This is a genomic window from Paenarthrobacter sp. TRD_SC_7, assembly GCF_056156245.1.
This window is the reverse complement of record NZ_CM149587.1, coordinates 1,385,064-1,408,046: the sequence shown is the minus strand read 5'-3', so window position 1 is coordinate 1,408,046 and position 22,983 is coordinate 1,385,064. Positions and strand designations below refer to the sequence as shown.

Below are 22,983 nucleotides of genomic sequence, written 5' to 3'. Positions count from 1 at the left end.
TTTTTCGTAGCCTGTTTCCTGGTGCAGGATATGGGTGTGCTGGTCTGCTGATCCTGGCATGGTTGAGTCCCTCTGTTGATCGATGATCTTGAGAGTGTTGTCACCGGGGTTGGTAGGTGCCGGGAGACCGCTGATAGGGGCAGGACAGTGTGATCGTCGTGCGTAACGTGGGTGCCGGGTCCTGACACCGTGGCAGGCCAGCTGGAAATGAGTCCGCTGAGTTGGAGGTGCCGAAGGTGATCAAGGACCATGACGCTGCAGAGATTTTCGTTGGCTTGGATGTGGGCAAGGGCGTCCATCACGCTGTTGCCTTGGACCGGGCCGGGAAGAAGCTGCTGGACAAGCGTTTACCGAACGATGAAGCCGGTATCCGGGACATCCTCGCCGGGTTAGCGCAGAACGGGCGGGTCCTGTTGGTCGTTGACCAGCCCGCGACGATCGGGGCGTTGCCGGTGGCTGTGGCCCAGGACGCGGGTGTGTTGGTCGGGTACCTGCCTGGGCTGGCGATGCGCCGGATCGCGGACCTGCATCCTGGAGAGGCGAAGACCGATGCCCGGGACGCGTTCATCATTGCCGAGGCCGCCAGGACGATGCCCCATACACTGCGCTCGGTCCGGTTAGCCGATGAGCAGCTCGCTGAACTGAGCATGCTTTGCGGGTTCGATGATGACTTGGCCAAACAGGCAACGGCGACCTCGAACCGGATCCGTGGGCTGCTCACCCAGATCCACCCCGCCCTGGAAAGGGTGCTGGGACCTTACATGGACCACCCCGCAGTCCATGATCTGCTGCGGACTTGGCCCACCCCCGAAGCGCTCCGCCACGCCGGCCGGCGCAAGATTGGGAACCGGCTCACTAAACTCGCGCCACGGATGGGCGAACGCCTGGCCGATGAGATCATCGAGGCCCTGGGCCAGCAAACAGTCATTGTTGTCGGCACGAACGCCGCGACCATCGTGCTGCCCCAACTCGCCACCATGCTGGCCGGTCTCCATGAAAGCCGCACCATGGTCCTGACCCAGGTCGAAGCTCTCGTGGAGGCCCACCCTCTTCACCCGGTCCTGATGTCCCTGCCGGCCGTGGGCATCAGGACCGCCGCACGAATCCTCACCGAAGTCGCCGGGAAAGACTTCCCCACCGCCGGGCACTTGGCCTCCTACGCAGGACTGGCCCCCGTGACCTGGCGATCCGGATCCTCCATCCGCGGGGACCACTCCTCCAGAAAAGGCAACAAAGTCCTCAAACGAACCCTGTTCCTCTCAGCCTTCGCAGCCCTCAAAGACCCACTCTCACGGGCCTACTACGACCGCAAACGAGCCGAAGGCAAACGCCACAACCAAGCACTCATCGCCCTCGCACGACGACGCTGCGACACCCTCTACGCAATGCTCCGCGACGGCACCCTCTACAAACCCCCGACACCCACAACCCCTTGACGAAAAACATAGGGGCACTCTCACATCCCTCGGGCTTCCGGCCGACCGTCTAAGAGCCGGATCCGCCGTCGGACACCCCCTCCCGACCATTGATGCCCAGAACGCGAAACGCCTTCCCGCTTAATGTGGGAAGGCGTTTCGTCGTAGGTGAGAGAGGGTCCCGCCCAAACCCGAGGGATCTGCGAGAGGGTCCCGCCCAAACCCGAGGGATCTGCGAGAGGGCTATTTCTCCACGAGGGTGAGGACGTCGTAGGTGGCCACGATCTCGTCGTTCTGGTTGGTCAGGACGGCATCCCAGGCCACCTCGCCGTATTCGTCGGTCTCACGAGGGGTGATCTTCTTAGCCGTGAGCGTGACCCGGATGGAGTCACCAGCTGCGACAGGGGTGATGAAGCGCAGGTTCTCCAAGCCATAGTTGGCCAGCACGGGGCCCGGAGCTGGCTCAACAAAGAGCCCGGCAGCCCAGCTCAAAAGCAAGTAACCGTGGGCCACAATACCGGGGAAGAACGGGTTGGCCTCGGCGGCTTCCTGGTTGGTGTGTGCGTAGAACGTGTCGCCCGTCGAGTTCGCGAAGGCAGTGATGTCCTCAAGCTTGACCTCGCGGAGGTCCGAGCGAACAGCGTCGCCGATGCGGAGGGTAGAGAGGTGCTTCCGGAACGGGTGCTCCCCCTCGGTTTCTACGCTGAAGTTACGGTCGGCGCCGGTGTGCCAAAGACCCGTGACGGCGGTCAGCATGTTGGGGGAACCCTGAATGGCTGTGCGCTGCATGTGGTGCAGGACGGAGCGGATGCCGCCCAATTCCTCGCCACCACCTGCGCGGCCGGGACCGCCGTGCACCAGGTGCGGGACCGGGGAACCGTGGCCGGTGGACGAGCGCGCATCTTCACGGTTGAGCATGTGAACGCGGCCGTGGTGGGCAGCGATGCCGAGCACCAACTCCTGCGCAACAGATGGATCGTTGGTGCACACCGATGCCACCAAGGAGCCGGAGCCACGGGCTGCAAGGCGGATGGCGTCGGCAAGATCCGAGTACCCGATCACCGAGGACACCGGCCCGAAAGCTTCGAGGGAGTGAACTTCTTCGGCTTCAGCGTCTGCCCAGCTTAGGAGGACCGGGGACATGAAGGCACCGTCTTCCACTACGCCCACGCCGCCGCCAACGGAGGTGACCGACGGCGAATCGAGAGATCCGTACGCAAGCTCACCGCCGGCGTCGAGCAATGATTGAACCGCCGCACGGACGTCGTCGAGCTGTTCCAGGGACGCCAACGCGCCCATGGTGACGCCATCGGCGCGCGGGTCGCCAACCACGACGCGTTCGTTGATTCGCGCACCGACGGCAGCAGCGACGTCGGACGTCAGCTCCTGCGGGACGATAACTCGGCGGATCGCGGTGCACTTTTGGCCGGCCTTGACTGTCATCTCGGTGACCACCGCTTTGATGAAAGCGTCGAACTCCGGGGTGCCGGGGACGGCGTCGGGGCCGAGGATGGCTGCGTTGAGGGAGTCGGTCTCGGAGGTGAAGCGAATGCCGCCCTGGACCACGTTCTTGTGGCCCTTGAGCGAGTTGGCAGTGGACGCCGAGCCGGTGAAGGAAACGAGGTCGCGGTAGTCGAGCTCATCAAGGATGGTCCGGGCAGAACCGGAGATCAGCTGAAGGGAGCCTGCCGGGAGAATACCCGACTCGACGATTGCCTTAACCGCCGCGGCGGCAACGTAGCCCGTGGGCGTAGCGGGCTTCACGATGGTGGGGACGCCGGCGAGGAAAGCCGGCGCGAACTTTTCCAGCATGCCCCAGACCGGGAAGTTGAACGCGTTGATCTGGACTGCGACGCCGGGAATGCGGGTGTAGATGTGCTCGGCGACGAACGATCCGTCCTTGGACAACGTCTCCATGGGACCGTCCACCACAACCTGTGAGTTGGGCAGCTCGCGGCGGCCCTTGGAGCCGAACGTGAAGAGCACACCGATGCCGCCATCGATATCGATCATGTTGTCGATCTTGGTGGCACCGCTCTGCGAAGAGGATTCGTACAACTCTTCGCGGCGCCCGTTGAGGTACATGGCCAGCTCTTTGAGTTTGAGCGCACGTTGGTGGAACGTCAGCTTCCCAAGTTCAGTTTGCCCGGTGGTGCGGCCGTAATTCACGACGGCGGCGAGGTCCAGTCCGTCGGTGCTGACGTTGGCCAGGACTTCTCCGGTGCTGGCATCGCGGACCGGGACTTTCCTGGCGTCGGGTGCCGGCGTCCACCAGGCGTCCTGAACGTAGCTGGGGACGGTTGCAACGGCTGTGGTTTCCGGGGCGACTGCGGTAGTGGTCATCGTCGACGGGTCCTTCCAAGGCACGTGAAATCGGCACGGTCCCTGCTGACTGGAGCCAACATTACTGACCGGCCGTTCGGTAATATATACAGGGTACATGAATGCCCGGTGGAGTACAGCAGGAATTTTTGCTGCTTGGCTGGAACACAACGAAGGGCCGGCCTCCCTGGTGGGAGACCGACCCTTACTTGTACAGGTTTGAGACCGGCAACTCGGTTAGATGGCGCCGAACTTTGCGTCAAACCTGAACATGAATGCTGCCATCGCATCGCGGTTCACAGGCAGCAGCGGCTTGAAGGACTTGCCACCTGCTTCGGTCCAACCCGTGGAGATGCCTTGGGCAGCGAGCCAAGTGATCTCCTTGTAGAACTGGGCTCCGACGGGAACGTCAACGAACGGCGAAGTTGCCGGTGCAGTGAATCCGGGTTGCTCAGCCAAACGGTACATGAAGGCAGCCATCGCATCGCGGTTCACAGGCTGCAGAGGCCGGTAAGTCTTGGTCTTGTCAGCCTCTTCCCAGCCCGTGGAGATGCCCTTGTCTGCCAGCCAGGTGATCTCCTTGTAGAACTTGGCGTCCGTGGGGAGGTCAGCGAAGGGTGACACAGCGGGAGGCGTGAACTCAGGCTCACCCGACAACCTGTACATGAACGCAGCCATGGCGTCACGGTTCACCGGGGTCAGGGGCTGGAAAGACCTGGACCCGTTGGCTTCCCAACCAGTGGAAATTCCTTCGTTGGCCAACCAGAGGATTTCATTCTGGAACTGGGCGCCGAGGGGAACATCGTCAAAGCCCCGGGTACCCTGCGTTGCAGTCGCGTAGCTCAGCGTGCCAAGGTCCGTGTTCTGGCCTACGAAAGAGGAAACGGACCGGGCGTTGGCCTCTGCGAGGACGTTGCCGGAGAAGATCGGACCGGACTCACCCGCAGGTTCAGCCGACACGAAGTAGAGTCCCGTGGTCAGGCCGGTGACGTTGAAGGTGCCGTCTGCTGCGGTATAGGCGAAACGGGTGACAAGTGACTCGTCCTTGGTGTAAACGTTGACCCGCACCCCGTTCAGGGGAGTTCCGGCAGATCCCAGGACCTTCCCTGTAAGGGTTCCGCCCGAACGAACGGTTGCGTTGACGCTGGAAACAGTCTGTCCGGCAGCTACAGTCACAGGTGTCGCATTAGCCGCGCCCCCGGACTCCGGGAGGTTCTTATACAGCTGCGCCTCGTATTTGGATACGAATCCCTTGGTCCGGTTGAACTGAACCTTGTACGTGCCCGGCAGCAGGTTCTTCAGCGCATAGGTGGTCTGGGAGGTTTCCATGACCGTTGACGCTGCAACGGTGCCGTCCTGGGCAATGGCAGTGATGCTCATGCCCGGACCACTCATCGTGGGGCCCGGAGCGGGCGCACCAGCAACTGAACCGGAGATGGTTGCCGCCGCAACCGCGGAATCCTGAATGCCGGTGAGCTGTTGAGCTGCGGCGACGGTTATCGAAGGCGAGGCTCCTGCGCCGGCGGCCGCGCCATGCCACATGCTGGCCCACTGCCCGCCATAAGTCCTGAAATGAAGCTTGTAAGTTCCAGCCGGAAGCCCGCCGATGGCGTAGGTCCCATCCGCGTTGATGAAAGCTGAACCGGCAAATTCATTCTTGGTGAAGTCTGGTCCTGTTTGGACTGTGGCTTCGCCGTTGTAGGAGCTCCCCGCCGGAAGGACAATCTTTCCCGCAATGGTGGCGGCCGGCTTCAATGTTTGGTTGATTCCAGTCACACCGTAACCCTCCGTGACAGGAATCAGGGTTGCCTCGTCCCGGGAAGCGTTGGGGTAGTAGGTGGCCAACACCGGCGATGGCGTCACGAAATGGACAAACCAAACCTTGTAACCGCCAGTTGCAAGGGCACTCAGCAGGTAGGTTCCGTCAGCGTTCACAGAAGTGGAATTGGTGCCACGGGGACCCTCAGCCATGACGGTGACAGAAGTGGGATTTACTCCAGCAGGGACCGTCACCTTACCGGCAATCGTCCCTCCCATGGTCATGGACTGGTTAATGCCTTTGACCGCGGCGCCGGCGGCCACTGCGACAACGGTCGACTTCTCCCGGTCAGGGCTTCCATAGAACGTAGGAAGCAACTGCGTGGGGTGCCCTGTCTCCACAAATTGCAGCGTGTACTGGCCTGCTTCCAGGGCCGGAAAGACGAATTTTCCGTCAGCATCCGCCCACACATTTTCCAGGCTGGGCCCGTCAAGGGAGGTGACCATGATCCTGGTTGGGTCCAGCCCCGCAGGCACTGTAACCGTTCCTGAGATACTGCCCGTGGCTGCTGCAAACGCCGGGGATGCGATCCCGGCCGGCAGAGTACCCAGGATGAGTGCTGCTAATAGTGTGAGTGCGAGCCGAAAACGGCCGCGAGAATAACCCCTCATGGGTCCCCCATATTTCATGCGAACGAAGGGGCCGCAAATGGCGGCCCCTCGCGATCCTAATGGAGAAAGCCAATTATTCTAAACGCCTCATTTTTGTGAAGTGAGAGAACGCTTCACGGGGCCAGCTAACCCCGCCTGAGCAGCTTCCGCACCAAGAGCATGGGCTTCTTCATGAACTCCCCCACGCTTGTCCGCACAACCACGGTCTGGTTCAGCGCCTCCAGGCGTTCCAGGATGTGGTCGAGCTTGGCTGCGGACTCGTCCAGGCGTCGCTGCTGGGCAACGATGAGTTCCTCTTGCTCAGAAAGCACGCGCGTCAGGTAAAGCATGGTGCCGAGTCCACCCTGCGCTGCTTGGTCGCGGAGATAATCATCGCGGACCAAGGCGTCATACTGTGCATGCTCAGCAACCTTCGCGAAGACGCTGTTGCTGTGGTGCCCAGCGGATTCCGGCCGCTGCGACCAGAAGGCGAGAGGTTCGCCGTCGAGGAATCCAACACGCGAATGGCTCAGCACGCGGAGGTGGAATTCCCAGTCGCCCACCACCGGCAGGTTCTCGTTGTAGTAGCCCACATGATCGTGAAGATTGCGCCGGTACAGGAAAGAAATAGGGACGGCGCGGTTGATCTTGAGCATGTCTGCCAGCGTTATCTGCCGCATGTCGGCCCAGAAGATCTCACGGCTTATGGGCTCAATCTTGTCCTCCACAAGCTCCTCGATGACGATCTCCGTCCGCACCATCACACCGCTTTCGGCAGCGTGCGCGGGATCGTCAAGGTAAGCCACTGTGCGGGCCAGGAACTCGGGGGCCCAGAAGTCGTCGTCGTCATGAATCACCACGAACTCGCCGGAACCGGCCTTGAGGCCAGCATTCGATGCCCCCTCCATGCCAGCTGATTCAGCGTGGTGAAGCGTCGTAATGCGGGACCGCTCGGCTTCGGACCGCTGGGAGGTGAGGTGTTCGACGTCGGCCGGGTTTCCACCGTCGTTGACAATCACCAGTTCGAAGTCTTGGAACGTCTGGGCAAAGATGTCGTCCAAAGCCCGTGCCAGGAAGATGGGTCGGTTCTTGGTTCGGGTCACGATGGTGACGCGGGCGCCGGAAGTCATGCGGATCCATCCATGTCAGAGATTAGTCAACTCTGTATTTTAGCAGCGCTGGCGGCCCCGAGTTTGGCCCGGAGCGCAGTCAACTCCGCACTGGAAACACCGTTGGCTGCCAGGAACCTGGGCGCGTCCAGCGACGCAAGAAACGCCCGCAGACTCGCCCGCCGCTCGGTCAAGATGGCCTCAAGAGCACTATCGGACAGATAAGGGTCATGTGCGTGCGGCGCCCCGTGGGTGCGGTGGCGCTCATTGATTCCCCGCGCGGCGAGCTCGTATCCGTGCACGATCTGCTCATCACCAACTCCCGCCAATCGCTGCAGGATCAAAGCGATCACGCCGCTACGGTCCCTTCCCGCCGAGCAGTGAACCACCACCTTGCCGGGCGACGCCGCAATGGCTTTGAAGACCGCCGCGATCTTGTCGGCGAACAGCTCAAGATAATCACCGTACTGCGCGGGGTCCTTGAGGTAGGGGCCGAAAAGCTCGCTGAAGTTCCTATGGTCCGGATCTTCCGTTGGGCAATGTACGACGTCGATGCGCGCCTTCACGTCGTCCGGCACCTCGGGATCGGTGTCGCGTTGCCGTCGCTCGCGCGAGGCGCGGAGATCGATGACGGTGCGGACGCCGTCGTCGTACATCTGCTGCCAACCGGCTTCCGTGACCCATTCGTGGCGCCCCATCCGGTACACGTCCCCGGCGATCGGCCACGCGTTGACGGCGCCGTCCCAGTGGACGCCCTGGTGAGCTGAAGTCGTCCCATCCATAGGAGCCAGCTAAGCACAAAGTTTGGGATCGAGGTCTTGCGGAGGCTGAGTGACCCATGTCATACTCATTCTCGATGCGCATCGACGATACGTATCGACAAACCATCGGAACCGTTCAGCAGAGAGCACAAGGAGGTCAGGCCATGCCCACCAGCAAGGACGTCGCCCTGGCCGCCGGAGTGGCTCAAAGCACGGTCTCCTACGTATTGAGTGGCAAGCGGCCGATCTCCGAGAAGACCCGCAAAAAGGTTGAAGACGCTATTCAGCAGTTGACGTATCAACCCAATGCTGGCGCTCGTGCCCTTGCCAGCCGCAAGACCCGGGTCATCGGCCTGGTGATCCCCTTCATACCTGAACTGCACATGGCCTCGATCATGGAGTTCGTGTCGGTGATCGCCAACACCGCCAGACTCTACGATCACGACATTCTCCTGGTCACGGAGGACGAAGGCGCACCAGGGCTGAAACGCGTGGTGGGCCAACAGATCTGCGATGGCCTGATCCTCATGCAGGTTGAAGGGGATGACGAGCGCCTCCCCGTGGTTCGCAGCCTTAACGTACCTGTGGTGCTGATCGGGATCCCGCACGACCCCTCCGGCTTGGTCTGCATCGATGCGGACTTTGAAATGGCCGGGGAACAATGCGTCCAAGATCTGGCAGCGGCCGGACACCGTGTCATTTCTGTCATCGGTTGGCAACCGGAGGTGGTGGAGCGCCACGTAAATTACGTAGAACGCTTCATGTCCGGCACCGACAAGGCGGCCCAAGATGCCGCAGTCCGTGTACTGCATCTGCCGGGCGGCACCGACCGCGATGTCATCGCCACCTCTGTTGACAAGGCTCTGGCCGAAACCCCCGGCGTTCCGGCGTTCATTGCACCGGACGGGACTGTCCAGGACGTACTCCGTCGGGTGTTGAACAACCGCGGCCTGACTCCGGGGGTGGATGTCTCCGTCATTGGCAGCGCCTCCCCCACACTGGCTGAACTCCAGCCCATTCCACTTTCCACCATTGACCTCCGTCCGGCAGAAGTTTCCCGCCGGGCGGTGAAGATTATTTGCGACCTCCTCGAAGCCGAGAACCAAGGACCACACGAATCCCTGGAACTGGTACCTACGGTCATTACGCACCGTTCAAGCACGCTCCGCCCACCCCACGGCAGCTAAGTCCCCTCGTTAGAACACCTGCACTACATCCGTTTCCGAACTCATCGATACGCATCGTCGATACGCATCGATAAATCGACCCCCGAAGAAGGAACAGACAATGAAGTCAGCACAAACGACATCCCGTCCGCTCGCATTGGCCGTGGCCGCCCTGGTCGGCCTGCCGCTGGTCATCTCCGGCTGTGGCACCTCCACCGCCGCGTCGTCCTCCGAGTCCGTCACGGAACTCTCCGTGATGGACTACTACAACAACGAGCCGGACAAGTCGTTCATCGGCGATGCCCTGACCAAATGCGGCACCCAGCTGGGCGTTACAGTCAAGCGGGAAACTGTCCCCGGAAAATCACTCATCTCCAAGGTTCTCCAGCAGTCCTCCTCCAAGACGCTTCCGGATGTACTCATGTTGGACAACCCCGACCTCCAGCAAATCGCAGCCACAGGTGCGCTGGCTCCGCTGGCCGACTTCAAGGTCAGCACAGAGAACTTCGCCGAAGGCGTGCTGAGCGCAGGCACCTACAAGGACAAGGTTTACGGTCTGGCACCCACAGTGAACACCATCGCCCTGTTCTACAACAAGGACATCCTGGCCAAGGCCGGCGTAACTCCCCCTACTACGTGGGATGAGCTCAAGGCCGCCTCCGCCAAACTCACTGCAGGAGACCAGTACGGACTCGCTTTCAACGCCAACCCCACCTATGAAGGAACGTGGCAGTTCCTTCCCGTCATGTGGTCCAACGGCGGTGATGAAAAGAAGATCGACACCAAGGAAACCGAGCAGGCTCTGGAACTTTGGACTGATCTGGTCAAGAGCGGTTCTGTCTCATCCTCGGCCCTCAACTGGACCCAGGCTGATGTGAAGGACCAGTTCCTGGCTGGCAAGGCCGCCATGATGGTCAACGGCCCATGGCAGATTCCGGCTTTGGACAAGCAACCCACGCTTCAGTACGGCGTAGTGAAGATCCCGGTGCGTGAAGCCGGGCAGACGTCCGTGGCTCCGCTCGGCGGCGAGGTATGGACCGTCCCGCAGACCGGGAACAAAGCCCGGCAAGCCAAGGCAGCAGAGATGGTTTCCTGCTTGAATAGCGACGAGAACCAGCTCGCCATGGCTACCGCCCGCAACACCATTCCCTCCAAGACCACGCTCTCGGACAAGTTCGCCAGCGACAACCCCAAGCTCGCCACGTTCACCGAGCTGATCAAAACGGCCCGCGCACGCACCGGCCAGCTCGGAGAAGAATGGCCGGCACAGGCCACCAAGATCTACACAGCCATCCAGACCTCGCTGACAGGAAACGCGTCACCGGCCGACGCCCTCAAGCAAGCCCAGGGTCAGTAGGCAGCCTGCCATGTCTCTGACAACTGACGTTTCTCACTCGGCCGGGGCGGGCACTGGCAAGGTCCCGAAAAAGCACGAATCAAGTGCCGGCCAGCAAGCACCCAAGCGCCGTACCCGCCAACGCCGCGAGCGCATCTTCCAGTGGCTCTTCCTGGTTCCCGCAGTGGTCTACATGACATTGTTCTTCGGCTATCCGGTAGTCAAGAACGTGGTCATGAGCTTCCAGGAATACACCACGTCCACGTTCTTCACCGGAGAAGCCCCCTGGGTGGGGTTCACCAACTACGTGACTGTATTGTCGTCGTCGTTGTTCTCAACCTCGCTGCTGAACACCGTCCTGTTCACCATCGGCTCCATTATCGGCCAGTTCGTGATCGGGCTGGCGCTGGCGATCTTCTTCCAGCGCAAGTTCCCGCTCAACGGAATACTGCGGTCCCTGCTTCTGCTTCCGTGGCTCTTGCCGCTGATCGTTTCCAGTGCTGTGTGGCGCTGGATCCTGGATAAGGACAGCGGCGCGCTGAACCGTTTCCTGGGTGATCTCGGCATCATCGATACCGGCATCCCGTGGCTGACCAGCACGTCCTTGGCCCTCATTGCCGTGGTGGGTGTGAACATTTGGATCGGCATCCCCTTCAACCTGACCATCCTCTATGGCGGCCTGCAGGAAATTCCGGACGAGCTCTATGAGGCCGGATCACTCGACGGTGCCACGGGCTGGAAGGCTTTCCGGCACATCACGTGGCCCATGCTTCGGCCGGTGGTCAGCGTGGTCCTGGTGCTCGGCGTCGTCTACACGCTCAAGGTGCTGGACATCATCCTGGGCCTCACCAACGGCGGGCCCGCCAATTCCACCCAGACCATCGCGACGCAGTCCTATAACCTCTCCTTCCACGAATTCAAGTTCGGTGAAGGTGCGGCCCTGGGCAACGTGCTGGTGATCATCTCCCTGGTCTTCGCGGTTCTGTACTTGCGAGCCAGCCGACGCGCAGTGGATGAGTGAGGAAATCGTGACAACCGTACTGAGAGCACCCCAACTCCGGCGCATCGGGGGAAAAGCAACGGGACGCAAGAACTGGGGCTACACGGCACTGGCCATCTTCTTCCTGGCCGTCATGCTGTTCCCCGTGTACTGGATGGTCAACGCCTCCCTCCAGCCCAATGGGACCACCTTGGAAACCTCGTGGTTCCCCGTGAAGCCCGACTTCACGGGGTACGCCACAGCGATCAACGAGCAAGCAGGCAACCTGGGAACCAGCCTCATGATTTCGCTGGGCAGCGTTGTGCTGAGCCTCGCTATTGCAGCCCCGGCCGCCTATGCGTTGGCCTACTTCAAGGTCCGCGGCGCGGGAGTGGTCCTGTTCGCGATCCTCATCAGCCAGATGATTCCGGGGATCGTGGTGGCCAATGCCCTATACACCGCCTACAACGATCTCGGCCTGCTCAATTCCATCCCGGGCTTGATCCTGGCTGACTCGGCCCACGGAATCCCTTTCGCCATCCTGATCATCCGGGCTTTCATGAACGGCATGCCGGCCTCGGTGATCGAGGCCGCCCGGGTTGACGGGGCGGGACACCTCCGGGCGTTTTGGTCGATCGTGCTTCCGCTGAGCCGGAACTCGCTGATCACCGCGGGACTCTTCACGTTCCTGTTCGCGTGGAGCGACTTCCTGTTCGCGCTGACCCTGACCACCACCGAGGCCGTCCGCCCCGTCACCCTGGGCATCTTCCAATACATCGGCGCCTACGTGAACGACTGGAGTTCCGTCATGGCGACGGCGGTACTCGCCTCCATCCCGGCCATCGTCCTTTTGGTCGCGGCCCAAAAATACATCGCCGCCGGCACTACCGGCGGTGCGGTCAAGTAGACCGCTCCCACACCTTAAAGGAGAAATCATGACTGAGAGCAAGCCCATCCGCGTCACCGTATGGTCCGAGAATCGCCACGAGAAGCGCGACGAACTGGTAGCCCGCCTTTACCCCGACGGTATGCACGGCGCCGTCAAGGCGGGCATCGAGGAGAACCTGGGTGGCGCCGTCGAGGTCCGGACCGCAACCCTGGACGAACCGGAACACGGCCTCACCGAGGAAGTCCTCGCCAACACCGACGTGCTTACTTGGTGGGGGCACATGTCCCATGCAGATGTTGAGGACGAGATCGTGGAACGCGTCCACCGGCACGTCCTGGCCGGAATGGGCCTGATCGTGCTGCACTCCGGGCACTGGTCCAAGATCTTCACCAAGCTCATGGGAACCTCGTGCACGCTACGTTGGCGTTCCGAGCAGGACCGCGAACTTGTGTGGACCGTGGACCCCACGCACCCCATCGCCAAGGGCGTTCCCCACCCCATCGAGATCCCGCAGCAGGAAATGTACGGCGAGTTCTTCGACATCCCCACGCCCGAGGAACTGGTGTTCATCAGCTCGTTCAGCGGCGGCGAAGTCTTCCGTTCGGGCTGCACGTTCCGGCGCGGTCACGGCAAGATCTTCTTCTTCAGCCCCGGCGACCAGGATTACCCCGTCTACCACCACAAGGACGTCCGTCGCGTGATCGCCAACGCCGTGGAGTGGGCCGTTACCGACCGCCCCGAACGCGCTGTTCCGGAGCTGCTTCGCTACGAGACCAATGACTTCTTCAACGGCAAGAGCTACCAGGGAGCCAACGCGTGAGCACGCCCTTCGCTACCATTCCCGACGACGGAACTCCCCTCCGCGTCGTCGTAGTCGGTGCGGGAGGCATGGGACGCGCATGGCTTCGAACGGTCGAATCGTCGCCGTTGGTTGAGCTGGCGGGCATCGTTGATCTTGACCTTACGGCTGCCGCTGAGGCGGCGGCGTCCCTGGGCCGTCCCGATCTCCCGTTCGGTGCAGGGACAGCGGCGCTGGCGTCCGACGTCGGAGCACAGGCAGTCATCAACGTGACCGTCCCTGCCGCGCATCATCCGGTGACTACCGAAGCACTTGCCGCTGGCATGCCGGTCCTCGGCGAGAAACCAGTAGCGTCGACTGTGGCGCAGGGCCTCTCGCTCGCCGCAGCCGCGGAGCATCACGGCCAGCTGTTCATGGTTAGCCAGTCCCGACGCTACAACCGGCAGCTGTTTGATGCGAAGCGATTCACATCGTCCCTTGGCGCTGTTGGCATAGTGTCGGCGGAGTTCTTCAAGGCCCCTCACTTCGGCGGTTTCCGCGACGCCATGGATCACCCGCTCCTGCTGGATATGGCCATCCACCAGTTCGACATGGCCCGCTTCCTGCTCGACGCCGATCCCGTCTCCGTATTCTGCGAGGAGTACAACCCTTCGTGGAGTTGGTATCGCGGTGATGCAGGTTCCACGGCCATCTTCGAGATGACTGGCGGCGAGCGCTTTGTGTTCACCGGCAGCTGGTGCAGCCCGGGACAGGAGACCTCTTGGAATGCGTCATGGCGGATCAGCGGTGAGCACGGAACTGTCCTGTGGGACGGTGACAATGAACCTGTGTCCTCCGTTCCTGCAGATGCCGGCCGCTCTGAGGATCCAGGGCAGGAGATTGCCGGCTCCTTGCGGGACTTCGTGTCCGCTGTTCGCACGGGAAGCACGCCCATGGGACGCGTGCACCAGAACATCATGAGCCTGGCCATGGTTGAAGCGGCCATCCTCAGCGCTTCCACCGGCACACGCGTGCCCATGGATTCTCTGCTCGAGGACTCGTACCAACAAGCCATTCTGGCTGAGCGCGACCCCGCCGTCCTGGACGTGCTCAAGTCCTGGACCTCAGTCCGGAGCGCCTTGGCTCACGAAAGCGTGGCGTTGTGACGGGCACTTAGGCGCAACCTCGCCGAGGGGTTAGCTCTCGGGGTTATGACGTCCACTTACTCCCGAGAGCCCGCCCCTCGGCGAACCGGCTATCGCTTGGCTAGCTGGGCGGGCTTCACCGTGGAGAGCAACGCTGACGCGTAGGCCTTGTGTCCGGCGTCGTTCGGATGGAAGTTTGCATCCAGAAGCGGCTGCGTGAGATCCAGGACAATCCACGGATTATCCGAGTTCACAGCGTGGCCGAGGAACCGTTTGCTCACATCGACAAACACCGCGTTCGTCCCGCTGCTTTCGACCGCTGCTGCGATGGTTGCATTGAGGGCATCAATGGCTTGATTTACGAGTATTTGGTTCTGGACGGGAACAATTGTGACCCCATTGAGCACAAGGTCGCCTTGGGACGGATCAAACAGGCGCGGATAGCCCATAACTGCGATCACTGCATCCGGGGCGTTCACCTGGATGGCTTGGTATGTGGTGGCCAGGGCAGTTTGGAGAGCTCCAGACTGCAGGTTTTGAATGATTCCAGCAACCGTGGCCGCACAAAGCTGCGTATCCGGCGTAGAGCAGGCCTGCAGAGCGAGCAAACTGCCGGCATCCACGGCACCAGCTGTGACGCTGACCAGGTCAGCACCCGCCAAAGCCTGCTGACCCGCGAAGATCTGTTGGCCGATAGTTGGCGTCACGCCGTCATAGAAGGGCCCGGCCGGGAATAACACAGCTCCGTGACATGCCAAATTAGCCACCAGTGTGACTTTGGGTGAGGCGTCCACAAGGTCGACGTAACCACCGGGGCTTTGCCAGCAAGCAACAGGCGGCCTGCTCAAATCTCCGGCACCAGTCCCTGCAGTGTACGAATCACCGAGTGCCACATAGGTGACCGGTGGGGGCGGCGCGGCGATCGCCGGACTGGCTGTGAATCCTAACGTGAGTGCCAGGGCAGCGAGCCCTCCTGCAAAAGCCAAGTGCCGACGTCGTACGTGATGAGTTGCCATGATGTTTCCCCTTCATATTGCTCTTTGGGGCTCCGGTGGTCCGACAAAAGGGATCACTTCGCGGCTCGCCCACCCGTCGGCCGCGTACGGGGCAATGTGTTGGACAGATTACGCCCGGCAGGCAACGCGGTACAGACCTTGTGGCTACCCTATTTTTGGGCTTTCACTTTCCGGCGGTAATTGATATTGGCCACCAAAGGGATAGTGCCGGCAATGAGCAAAGCCACGCCGATCAACGGCAACAGCCCTACAGCCTTCTTGGACGATCCTTCCAAAGGAATTTCCAGCGTTCCGGGGATGTCATCAGGGTGGTAGGTGACATCGATTGAATCGCCGATCCCGTAGGCGCAAGGCTCGGCGCTGGTCCCCGGAGGAGTGCGGTAGGTGGCACCATCGATCACGACATCGGCTATTGGCTCGCACAGGCCTTTGGAGCTGATTTCCTGGTCCACTACTATGGCCTGTCCGGTGACGGTCCCTTCCCTCGGCGGTGCGTTATGGAAGAGGAGAAGCCAGACAGCTCCCACGGTGAGCATAATGATGGCCGTGCGAAGACTGAATCGAGGCTTGCGTGGCGGCGTCTGCCCCGGAGACAACGATCCCATTTGGAGGGACCCTACGCGCCGTACTTCGCCAGCCGGAACTCCAGGCCGTTCCGCACCGCGGGCCATTCGTGTTCAAGGATGGAGAACACCACGGTGTCGCGGAGGGCGCCATCGGCGCTGCGTGAGTGATTACGCAGCACGCCGTCCTGCTTGGCGCCGAGCCGGGCGATAGCCTCACGGGACTGCTGGTTCATCCAGTGCGTGCGGAATTCCACGGCCGGGCACCCCAGTTCTTCGAAGGCGTGCCGCAGTAGCAGCAGTTTGGAATCCGGGTTGGTGCCCGTGCGGTGTGCCGACGCCGCGTTCCACGTCGAGCCGATCTCCACGCGGGGAGTCTCGGCGTCGATGTTCATGTACGTCGTCATGCCGATGAGCTTGCCAGTGTCGTTGGACCTCGTTGCAAAAGGCACCATGGAACCCTTTGCCTGCAGGCCCAAGCGACGATCGATCTCCGCAGCCATACCCTCCGGCGTGGGAACAGAGGTATACCAGAGCTTCCACAGCTCGCCGTCGCGGGCTGCATCCACCAGGCTGTCGTGGTGGTCCTGGCTCAACGGTTCCAGCGTCACAAATTTTCCGGTCAGTGTGATGGGCTCAAAAGAAGTCACCCGGTTAGCCTAACCGCCCGCGGGCTTCAGCCGTTCCAGTCGAAGAAACCCTTGCCCGTCTTCCGGCCAAGCTCCCCGCGCGCCACTTTATCGCGGAGGATCTGCGGAGGAGCGAAGCGGTCGCCCAGCGTGGAGTGAAGGTATTCGGCGATGCCCAGCCGGACATCCAAGCCAACGATGTCGGTGGTCTTCAGCGGACCTGTGGGGTGCTTGTAGCCGAGGACCATGGCGGCGTCGATGTCTTCCGCCGACGCCACTCCTTCCTCCACCATGCGCATCGCCTCAAGGGCAATCGCGACGCCAAGCCTAGAGGACGCAAAGCCAGGGGCGTCATTGACGACGACGGCGGTCTTGCCGAGTGCCTCAGTCCAGTTTTTCGCCGCAACAGCGAGTTCGGGAGACGTCTCCTTGGCGAGCACCACCTCAATGAGCGTGGACGCCGGTACCGGGTTGAAGAAGTGCAGCCCCACGAAGTTGGCGGGACGACGGAGTTCGTTGGCGAGCCCCGTGACCGAGAGTGAGGACGTATTCGACGCCAGGAAGGCATCGGCTGACAGGTGCTCCTCCACAGCCTTCAGCGCCGTGACTTTGAGGTCATAGTCCTCTGGCACCGCCTCCACCACGAGGCCGCAGTGAATGAACGATTCGTAGTCCGTGGAGGTGCTGAAACGGGACATGGCTGCCTCGGGGGTTTCGCTCAGTGTGCCACGCGCGGCGGACTTGGCAACGGCCTCAGCCACCCGACCCTGCGCTCCTGCTGCTGCCTCGTGATCGCGTTCCACCACGATCACTGTGGCTCCCGTGGTGAGGAAGGCGTGCGCGATGCCGGCACCCATCCGGCCACCGCCAAGGACTCCGACGACGTGCGGGATGGCGGGAGCTGCTGTCATTTCTGGGTCCTGTCTTGCGTCGGAGCGGCAGTGGCGGATGCGGCGGTGTCTTGAGAGGCTTTGGCGGACTTCTTATCGAGGAAAGCCTGCATACGATCAAACTTGGCCTGGGACTCGAAAAGGATTCCCTGGGCAAGGGTGTCGATCAGCGGGTGTGCCTCAGCCGGGGCGTGGAACACCGACTTGGTGATGCGGACCGCCAAGGGGTCCTGTCGTCCGATCCTGTCCGCCAGCCTGTGCGCCGCATCCATCAGTTCGGGTGCTTCGTGGATCTCTGTGATGAGGCTGATTCGCAGGGCTTCCTCAGCACGCAGCACGGCACCGGCCAGGAGGATCTCCTTGGCTTTCGGCTCGCCCACCAACTCCTTGAGACGCCAACTGGCACCAGCTGCAGCAAGGATTCCCAGCCCAGTCTCCGGGTTGCCGATGCGGACGCTCGGAGTACCTATGCGGAAGTCAGCGGCGTACGCGAGCTCGGCTCCCCCGCCCAAGCAGTATCCGTCCAAGGCCGCGATAACTGGCATGGGCAACTTGGCAATGCGGACAAAGATGGTGGAGTTGATCCCCTGCAAGGCATCGTCCCGCCGGCGTTCACGCAATTGGCCAATGTCCGCACCGGAGGCAAACACGCCTTCGGTCCCGGCAATGATCAGTAGCTTCGGGTTCCGCTCCAGCTCAGCGCACACCAAGTGAAGCTCGTCCACCATCTTCTGGTCGATCGCGTTACGCACCTCGGGACGGTTCAGCAAAACCGTGAGGCGGTCTTCGCGTTCCTCGAGCAGGAGGGTGGTGAAGTCTTTCGGATCCAGTGCCATTAGACGCCTTCCAGCAGCATTGCGGTGCCCTGTCCGACGCCGATGCACATCGTCGCCAAACCGAGCTTCGGCCCTGTTGCGGAGGCTAGTTCCCGCTCCATGCGACCCAGCAGCGTGATCGCAATGCGCGAGCCACTGGAACCGAGCGGGTGCCCCAAACTGATGGCGCCGCCGTCGTTGTTCACGATGTCCGGGTTCAGTCCGAGGCGGCGCATGCTGGCGAGTGACTGCGTAGCGAAAGCCTCGTTGAGCTCTACTGCTCCCAGCTGGTCCACGCTGAGGCCTGTGCGGGCAAGGATCTTCTGCGTGGCAGGTACCGGGCCTATGCCCATGATTTCCGGCTCACAGCCGGCCGACGCGCCGTCGATGATCCGGGCGCGGGGCGTCAGACCGAACTTCTTGATGGCGGCCTCGGAAGCGACGATGATGGCAGAGGCACCGTCGTTGAGCGTAGATGAGTTGCCCGCGGTAACCACTGATCCGCCGGGTACTACCGGCCGCAAACCCGCCAGGACGTCCATGGTGGTGCCTTCGCGGGGTCCTTCGTCCGTGTCCACGACTGTCTCGGACTTGCGGGTCTTGACCGTAACGGGGACGATTTCCTCCTTGAAACGACCGCCGGCAATGGCAGCCAGCGCGAGCTCGTGGGAGCGGACAGCGAAGGCGTCGGCGTCCTCGCGGGAAATGTTATCTACGCGGCCAACCTCCTCGGCCGTTTCGGGCATGGAATAGGTCATCTTGCCGTCGCGGGAGAGCTCGCCCTTGGTGAAGAGCGGGTTGGCGAAGCGCCAGCCGATGGACGTATCGAAGATCTGGCCAGGCTTGGCGAATGCTGTGGTTGGCTTCTCCTGGACCCAAGGGGCTCGGCTCATGGACTCGACACCACCGGCAACCACAATGTCCGCAGCTCCGGACTTGATCATCTGACTGGCCATGATGATCGCGCTGAGACCCGAGGCACAGAGGCGGTTTACCGTGATGCCGGGGATGTGGAGGGGAAGTCCGGCCAGAATGGTGGCCATGCGTGCGACGTTCCGATTCTCCTCGCCGGCGCCGTTGGCGTTGCCGAGGATTACCTCATCAATGGAGTCAGGATCGACGCCGGCACGCGCCACCGCTTCCCGGACCACCAATGCTGCGAGATCGTCCGGGCGGACGGAGGACAGTGCCCCACCGTAGCGACCTACAGGCGTACGTGCGCCGCCAACAAGAAAAGCCTCGACCATGAGAACATCCTTCGCGAAGTGAAAGGGACCCGTCCGGAATAATATACCGACCGTTCGTTCTATAAAGATTACACGGCGCGGCGGGCCGGTCAACAGCTGATGCCCTCAGTTGAGGATCAAAGGAGACCGGCCCAAGGCCGCATCAGACCACCCGGATTCCCAGGTGCCCGGCCAACAGCGGCGCCATGAGGCTCAGCTGATAGTCATCGATCACCACTCCTGCGAGCCCCGCCAAGCCGTTGATTCCACGGAACTCCGAGGTCCGCAGATCCACGTCTTTTAGCTTGGCCCCGGTGACATCCAGCGTGCCAATGGTGCAGTTCTTCAATGCCAGCCGGGTTCCCGTGCAGTTTCCGAGGTCGAGCTCGTTGATGATGCAGTCGGAGATCTGGACATCCATGAGCTTGGAGCCGCGCAGGTTCACATAGTCCAGCTTTCCGCCGTCGATTCGGACCGAGCGCCAGTTCCCCTCGTAAAGTTCGGCCGACCCCCACCGCGGGTTGGTGATCTCAACGTCCTGCCAGGAACTGCGCGCAGCCGTGAACACCGGAGCGTAGGGCTCTGCGAGGATGCACTCCCGGAACGTTGCACCACGAAGCTGCGCCTCATTGAAGGAGACGCCATTCAACTCGCACTCGATAAAATCGGAGCCGCTCAGCTCCTCCCCGTCAGCGGAGATCTTGGTAAACCTGATGCCGTCGTAGCGTTCGCCGCGCTGGAAGTCCGGAGCGTCGTCGTCGCGCAGTTCATCCAACCGCACCGGCGAGATTTTGGGGGCCGCAACCTTCGCTGCCGCCATCAGAGCGATTCCGCTTTAGCGGCGATCTCGGCGAGGTCCTTGCTTAAGGCCTTCCGGGTCATACTCATCCCGATTTTTCCGAAGAGAGCCATGCCCACCTTGCTGATGAGCGAGGGATTGATCATCTCGGCGCCGAATGTCAGCGTCAGATCCGTGCCGCCGTCGCGCTCCATCAAGTTGAAGCGAGTGGTGTAGTCCGCGCCTCCCTGAAGCGCCTTGACGGTGGTGCTTCGCGGAGGGTCTGTCTCGGAAACCCACATCTCAACGGTTTCCTGCCTGCCCATCATGGTGCGGGTTTCCTTCCAGCGGGTGCCCTCCCCGTATGGGCCTTCGCTGAGCATCTGGACTGAGTCGATGCCGGAGAGCGTGCCGGCCGAGCCGGGAATGTCCGAGATGACGGTCCAAACCTTCTCCGGGCTTGCGTTGACGTGCTGCGTCAGGGTGGTGGTGTGTTCCATACATCGAGCCTAGACCCGACCCCCGACACTCCCAACTGACTCCTCGTTGCAAGGCCCACTCTGCGCGACTCACCCCTCGCCAAAGGCGCACAACAGGCCCCACAACCGAAAGGCCCACCTTGCAAGGCCCACTCTGCGCGACTCACCCCCCACATGGGCCGCACAACAGGCCCCACAACCGAAAGGCCCACCTTGCAAGGCCCACTCTGCGCGACTCACCCCCCCCACACATGAGCCGCACAACAGGCCCCACAACCGAAAGACCCACCTTGCAAGGCCCACTCTGCGCGACTCACCCCCCACATAGGCCGCACAACAGGCCCCACAACCGAAAGGCCCACCTTGCAAGGCCCACTCTGCGCGACTCACCCCCCACATAGGCCGCACAACAGGCCCCACAACCGAAAGGCCCACCTTGCAAGGCCCACTCTGCGCGACAAACCCCCACATAGGCCGCACAACAGGAAGGCCCACCTTGCAAGGCCCACTCTGCGCGACTCACCCCCCACATGAGCCGCACAACAGGCCCCACAACCGGAGGCCCCACAACGCGAACGGCGGGCGCCCCCAAAGGGAAGCGCCCGCCGTCGAGTGTGTACCCGGAGACTTAGCTGAACAGCTCGCTCTTGGGTTCGTTGTTCTTGACCTTCTGCCATCCGAGCCACAGCACAAGGGCGAAGAACGGGATGGTCGCGAGGGTCCACAGGCCCAGCAGGAAGACCTCGCCGGTTTCCTTGTCCGTCATGGAATCGAAGCCGATCAGCACCGTGATGGCCAGCAAGGCGATGAGACCCAACCAGCTGGTCCACGGCGAACCGGGCATCGGCAGGCTGGAGACGTTGCCGCGCTTCTTCCGCAGTGCGATCTGGCTCGCGAAGATCGAGCCCCACGTGAAGATCACGCCGATGGATGCCGTGTTCAGCGCGAGGTCGAACGCGTGCGAGCCACCCAGCCAGATGTTGAGCAGGATACCTACGAGGTAGACACCACCGATCGCCAGGATGGCCGCGTAGGGCACGTGGCGTGTGGACATCTTGGTGAGCCACTGCGGAGCGTGTCCGTTGTTGGCCATGGTGCGGAAGATGCGGCCGATCGAGTACAAGCCCGAGTTGCAGGAGGACAGCGCAGCGGTGATGACGATCATGTTCATGACGTCGCCCATCCAGCCGAGGCCCATCTGGCCGAACACGGTAACGAACGGCGAGGTGCCGGCCACGTACTGGTCGGAGGGCAGCAGCATGGCGAGCAGGGTCACCGAACCGACGTAGAAGACAACAATACGGACCACGACGGCGCGGATCGCCTTGGGAACTTCACGTTCCGGGTTCTCCATCTCACCAGCGGTAATACCGACGAGTTCAATGGCGTTGTAAGCGAAGATCACGGCGTTCAGGACCAGGATCATCACCAGGCCGCCCTTGGGGAACATGCCGCCGTCTTCATGGAAGAGGTTGGCCACAGACGCGTTGCCGTCGCCCACCTTGGCGTTGGTGACAACCATGAACGTGCCAACGGCCAGGAAGATCACGATGGCCGCGACCTTGAGGCAGGAAGCCCAGAATTCGAACTCGCCGAACGCCTTGACGCTGAACAGGTTCACGGCCACCAACAGCACCAGCGCTGCTATGGCGGACAGTTCAATGGGCACGTTCGGGAAGAAGAACTGGAAGTACAGACCGATCGCGATGAGTTCGGCGATACCTGTCATGGCCCAGTTGATGAAGTACATCCAGCCGGACAGGAAGGCGCCCTTCTTGCCGAACATCTCGCCGGCGTAGCTCACGAACGAGCCGGAGGTCTGGCGGTACATGATGAGTTCGCCGAGAGCGCGCATCAGCAGGTAAGCGATGACGCCGGCAATGGCGTAGGAGAAGATCAGGGCCGGGCCGGTGGAGGCCAGACGGCCACCGGCGCCCATGAACAGTCCGACGCCGATGGCGCCACCCATGGCGATCATGGTGACGTGACGGCGGCTCAGGGTCTTCTGGTATCCCTCAGCACTGAGGGTTGAGCCCGCTGCGGCGGATGTGGCTTTGGGGCTCTGGAGATCTGTGGGAGTACTTTGCGGCACAGCTGTTCCTTGTGGGTTGGGGTGTTGCTGTAGGTGTTACGCCAGTGCCGGAACACAGGCGTCTTTGGCACACATAATTCGAGCTTTTCCTCGTTGGAGGGCTCAGAGTGTGACAAAGAACGCAGAACGCCGAAGCTTCGCGCAACCCGTCTATCTTACGGGATTAACCACAATGCCCGTGACGCA

The 22,983-nt window shown here is 61.9% G+C and carries 19 protein-coding genes and 1 pseudogene; 7 read left to right on the top strand and 13 right to left on the bottom strand.

The window, feature by feature from the left end; genetic code table 11:
- Nucleotides 1–207 precede the first annotated feature (207 nt).
- Nucleotides 208–1,436 (top strand): annotated as a pseudogene (locus AC0J5Z_RS06985) (IS110 family RNA-guided transposase).
- A 222-nt stretch (nt 1,437–1,658) separates the two neighbouring features.
- Here the strand turns inward: AC0J5Z_RS06985 and paaZ are convergent.
- From paaZ to AC0J5Z_RS06965, 4 genes are all read right to left on the bottom strand, one after another.
- Nucleotides 1,659–3,758 (bottom strand): phenylacetic acid degradation bifunctional protein PaaZ, encoded by a 2,100-nt coding sequence (gene paaZ, locus AC0J5Z_RS06980; protein WP_475038415.1) that lies wholly within the window; start codon nt 3,756–3,758, stop codon nt 1,659–1,661.
- Nucleotides 3,759–3,974: 216 nt separating this feature from the next.
- Nucleotides 3,975–6,167, bottom strand: a complete 2,193-nt coding sequence (locus tag AC0J5Z_RS06975; RefSeq protein ID WP_475038414.1) for an S-layer homology domain-containing protein — start codon at nt 6,165–6,167, stop codon at nt 3,975–3,977.
- A 125-nt stretch (nt 6,168–6,292) separates the two neighbouring features.
- On the bottom strand, nt 6,293–7,276 hold the full coding sequence (locus AC0J5Z_RS06970; RefSeq protein WP_475038413.1) for a glycosyltransferase family 2 protein: 984 nt from the start codon (nt 7,274–7,276) through the stop codon (nt 6,293–6,295).
- A 26-nt stretch (nt 7,277–7,302) separates the two neighbouring features.
- Nucleotides 7,303–8,037 (bottom strand): tyrosine-protein phosphatase, encoded by a 735-nt coding sequence (locus AC0J5Z_RS06965; protein ID WP_475038412.1) that lies wholly within the window; start codon nt 8,035–8,037, stop codon nt 7,303–7,305.
- A 143-nt stretch (nt 8,038–8,180) separates the two neighbouring features.
- Here AC0J5Z_RS06965 and AC0J5Z_RS06960 point away from each other — a divergent pair, with 143 nt between their 5' ends.
- The 6 genes from AC0J5Z_RS06960 (at nt 8,181) to AC0J5Z_RS06935 (ending at nt 14,330) form a co-directional block, all read left to right on the top strand.
- Nucleotides 8,181–9,203: a LacI family DNA-binding transcriptional regulator gene (locus AC0J5Z_RS06960; protein ID WP_475038411.1), complete on the top strand. Its 1,023-nt coding sequence runs from the start codon at nt 8,181–8,183 to the stop codon at nt 9,201–9,203.
- A 100-nt stretch (nt 9,204–9,303) separates the two neighbouring features.
- Nucleotides 9,304–10,539: a sugar ABC transporter substrate-binding protein gene (locus tag AC0J5Z_RS06955; RefSeq protein WP_475038410.1), complete on the top strand. Its 1,236-nt coding sequence runs from the start codon at nt 9,304–9,306 to the stop codon at nt 10,537–10,539.
- A gap of 10 nt (nt 10,540–10,549) precedes the next feature.
- Entirely contained in the window at nt 10,550–11,539 is a 990-nt protein-coding gene (locus tag AC0J5Z_RS06950; RefSeq protein ID WP_475038409.1) for a carbohydrate ABC transporter permease, read from the top strand.
- A gap of 7 nt (nt 11,540–11,546) precedes the next feature.
- Nucleotides 11,547–12,404, top strand: coding sequence for a carbohydrate ABC transporter permease (locus tag AC0J5Z_RS06945; RefSeq protein ID WP_475038408.1), 858 nt, complete (start codon nt 11,547–11,549; stop codon nt 12,402–12,404).
- 28 nt (nt 12,405–12,432) lie between these two features.
- Complete coding sequence (locus AC0J5Z_RS06940) at nt 12,433–13,206, top strand: ThuA domain-containing protein (RefSeq protein ID WP_475038407.1); 774 nt, start codon at nt 12,433–12,435, stop codon at nt 13,204–13,206.
- On the top strand, nt 13,203–14,330 hold the full coding sequence (locus AC0J5Z_RS06935) for a Gfo/Idh/MocA family protein (protein ID WP_475038406.1): 1,128 nt from the start codon (nt 13,203–13,205) through the stop codon (nt 14,328–14,330). The genes AC0J5Z_RS06940 and AC0J5Z_RS06935 overlap by 4 nt, the downstream gene beginning before the upstream one ends.
- Before the next feature lie 89 nt (nt 14,331–14,419).
- On the opposite strand, the gene AC0J5Z_RS06930 is transcribed toward AC0J5Z_RS06935, so the two are convergent.
- From AC0J5Z_RS06930 to AC0J5Z_RS06890, 9 genes are all read right to left on the bottom strand, one after another.
- On the bottom strand, nt 14,420–15,325 hold the full coding sequence (locus tag AC0J5Z_RS06930; protein ID WP_475038405.1) for an SGNH/GDSL hydrolase family protein: 906 nt from the start codon (nt 15,323–15,325) through the stop codon (nt 14,420–14,422).
- A gap of 149 nt (nt 15,326–15,474) precedes the next feature.
- Nucleotides 15,475–15,930 carry a DUF3592 domain-containing protein gene (locus tag AC0J5Z_RS06925; protein WP_475038404.1) on the bottom strand — a complete coding sequence of 152 codons (456 nt, stop codon included), beginning with the start codon at nt 15,928–15,930 and terminating at the stop codon, nt 15,475–15,477.
- An 11-nt stretch (nt 15,931–15,941) separates the two neighbouring features.
- Entirely contained in the window at nt 15,942–16,538 is a 597-nt protein-coding gene (locus tag AC0J5Z_RS06920) for a GNAT family N-acetyltransferase (RefSeq protein ID WP_475038403.1), read from the bottom strand.
- A gap of 26 nt (nt 16,539–16,564) precedes the next feature.
- Nucleotides 16,565–17,428 carry a 3-hydroxyacyl-CoA dehydrogenase family protein gene (locus AC0J5Z_RS06915; RefSeq protein ID WP_475038402.1) on the bottom strand — a complete coding sequence of 288 codons (864 nt, stop codon included), beginning with the start codon at nt 17,426–17,428 and terminating at the stop codon, nt 16,565–16,567.
- The gene (locus tag AC0J5Z_RS06910; RefSeq protein WP_475038401.1) at nt 17,425–18,243 is read right to left on the bottom strand and encodes an enoyl-CoA hydratase/isomerase family protein; all 819 of its coding nucleotides are present in this window, start codon (nt 18,241–18,243) and stop codon (nt 17,425–17,427) included. Before AC0J5Z_RS06910 ends, AC0J5Z_RS06915 begins: the two co-directional genes overlap by 4 nt.
- Nucleotides 18,243–19,469 (bottom strand): thiolase family protein, encoded by a 1,227-nt coding sequence (locus AC0J5Z_RS06905; RefSeq protein ID WP_475038400.1) that lies wholly within the window; start codon nt 19,467–19,469, stop codon nt 18,243–18,245. The genes AC0J5Z_RS06910 and AC0J5Z_RS06905 overlap by 1 nt, the downstream gene beginning before the upstream one ends.
- 142 nt (nt 19,470–19,611) lie before the next feature.
- The gene (locus AC0J5Z_RS06900; RefSeq protein WP_475038399.1) at nt 19,612–20,268 is read right to left on the bottom strand and encodes a pentapeptide repeat-containing protein; all 657 of its coding nucleotides are present in this window, start codon (nt 20,266–20,268) and stop codon (nt 19,612–19,614) included.
- Nucleotides 20,268–20,726, bottom strand: a complete 459-nt coding sequence (locus AC0J5Z_RS06895) for an SRPBCC family protein (protein WP_475038398.1) — start codon at nt 20,724–20,726, stop codon at nt 20,268–20,270. The genes AC0J5Z_RS06900 and AC0J5Z_RS06895 overlap by 1 nt, the downstream gene beginning before the upstream one ends.
- A 607-nt stretch (nt 20,727–21,333) precedes the next feature.
- The gene (locus AC0J5Z_RS06890) at nt 21,334–22,797 is read right to left on the bottom strand and encodes an amino acid permease (protein ID WP_475038397.1); all 1,464 of its coding nucleotides are present in this window, start codon (nt 22,795–22,797) and stop codon (nt 21,334–21,336) included.
- Between the last annotated feature and the right edge of the window lie 186 nt (nt 22,798–22,983).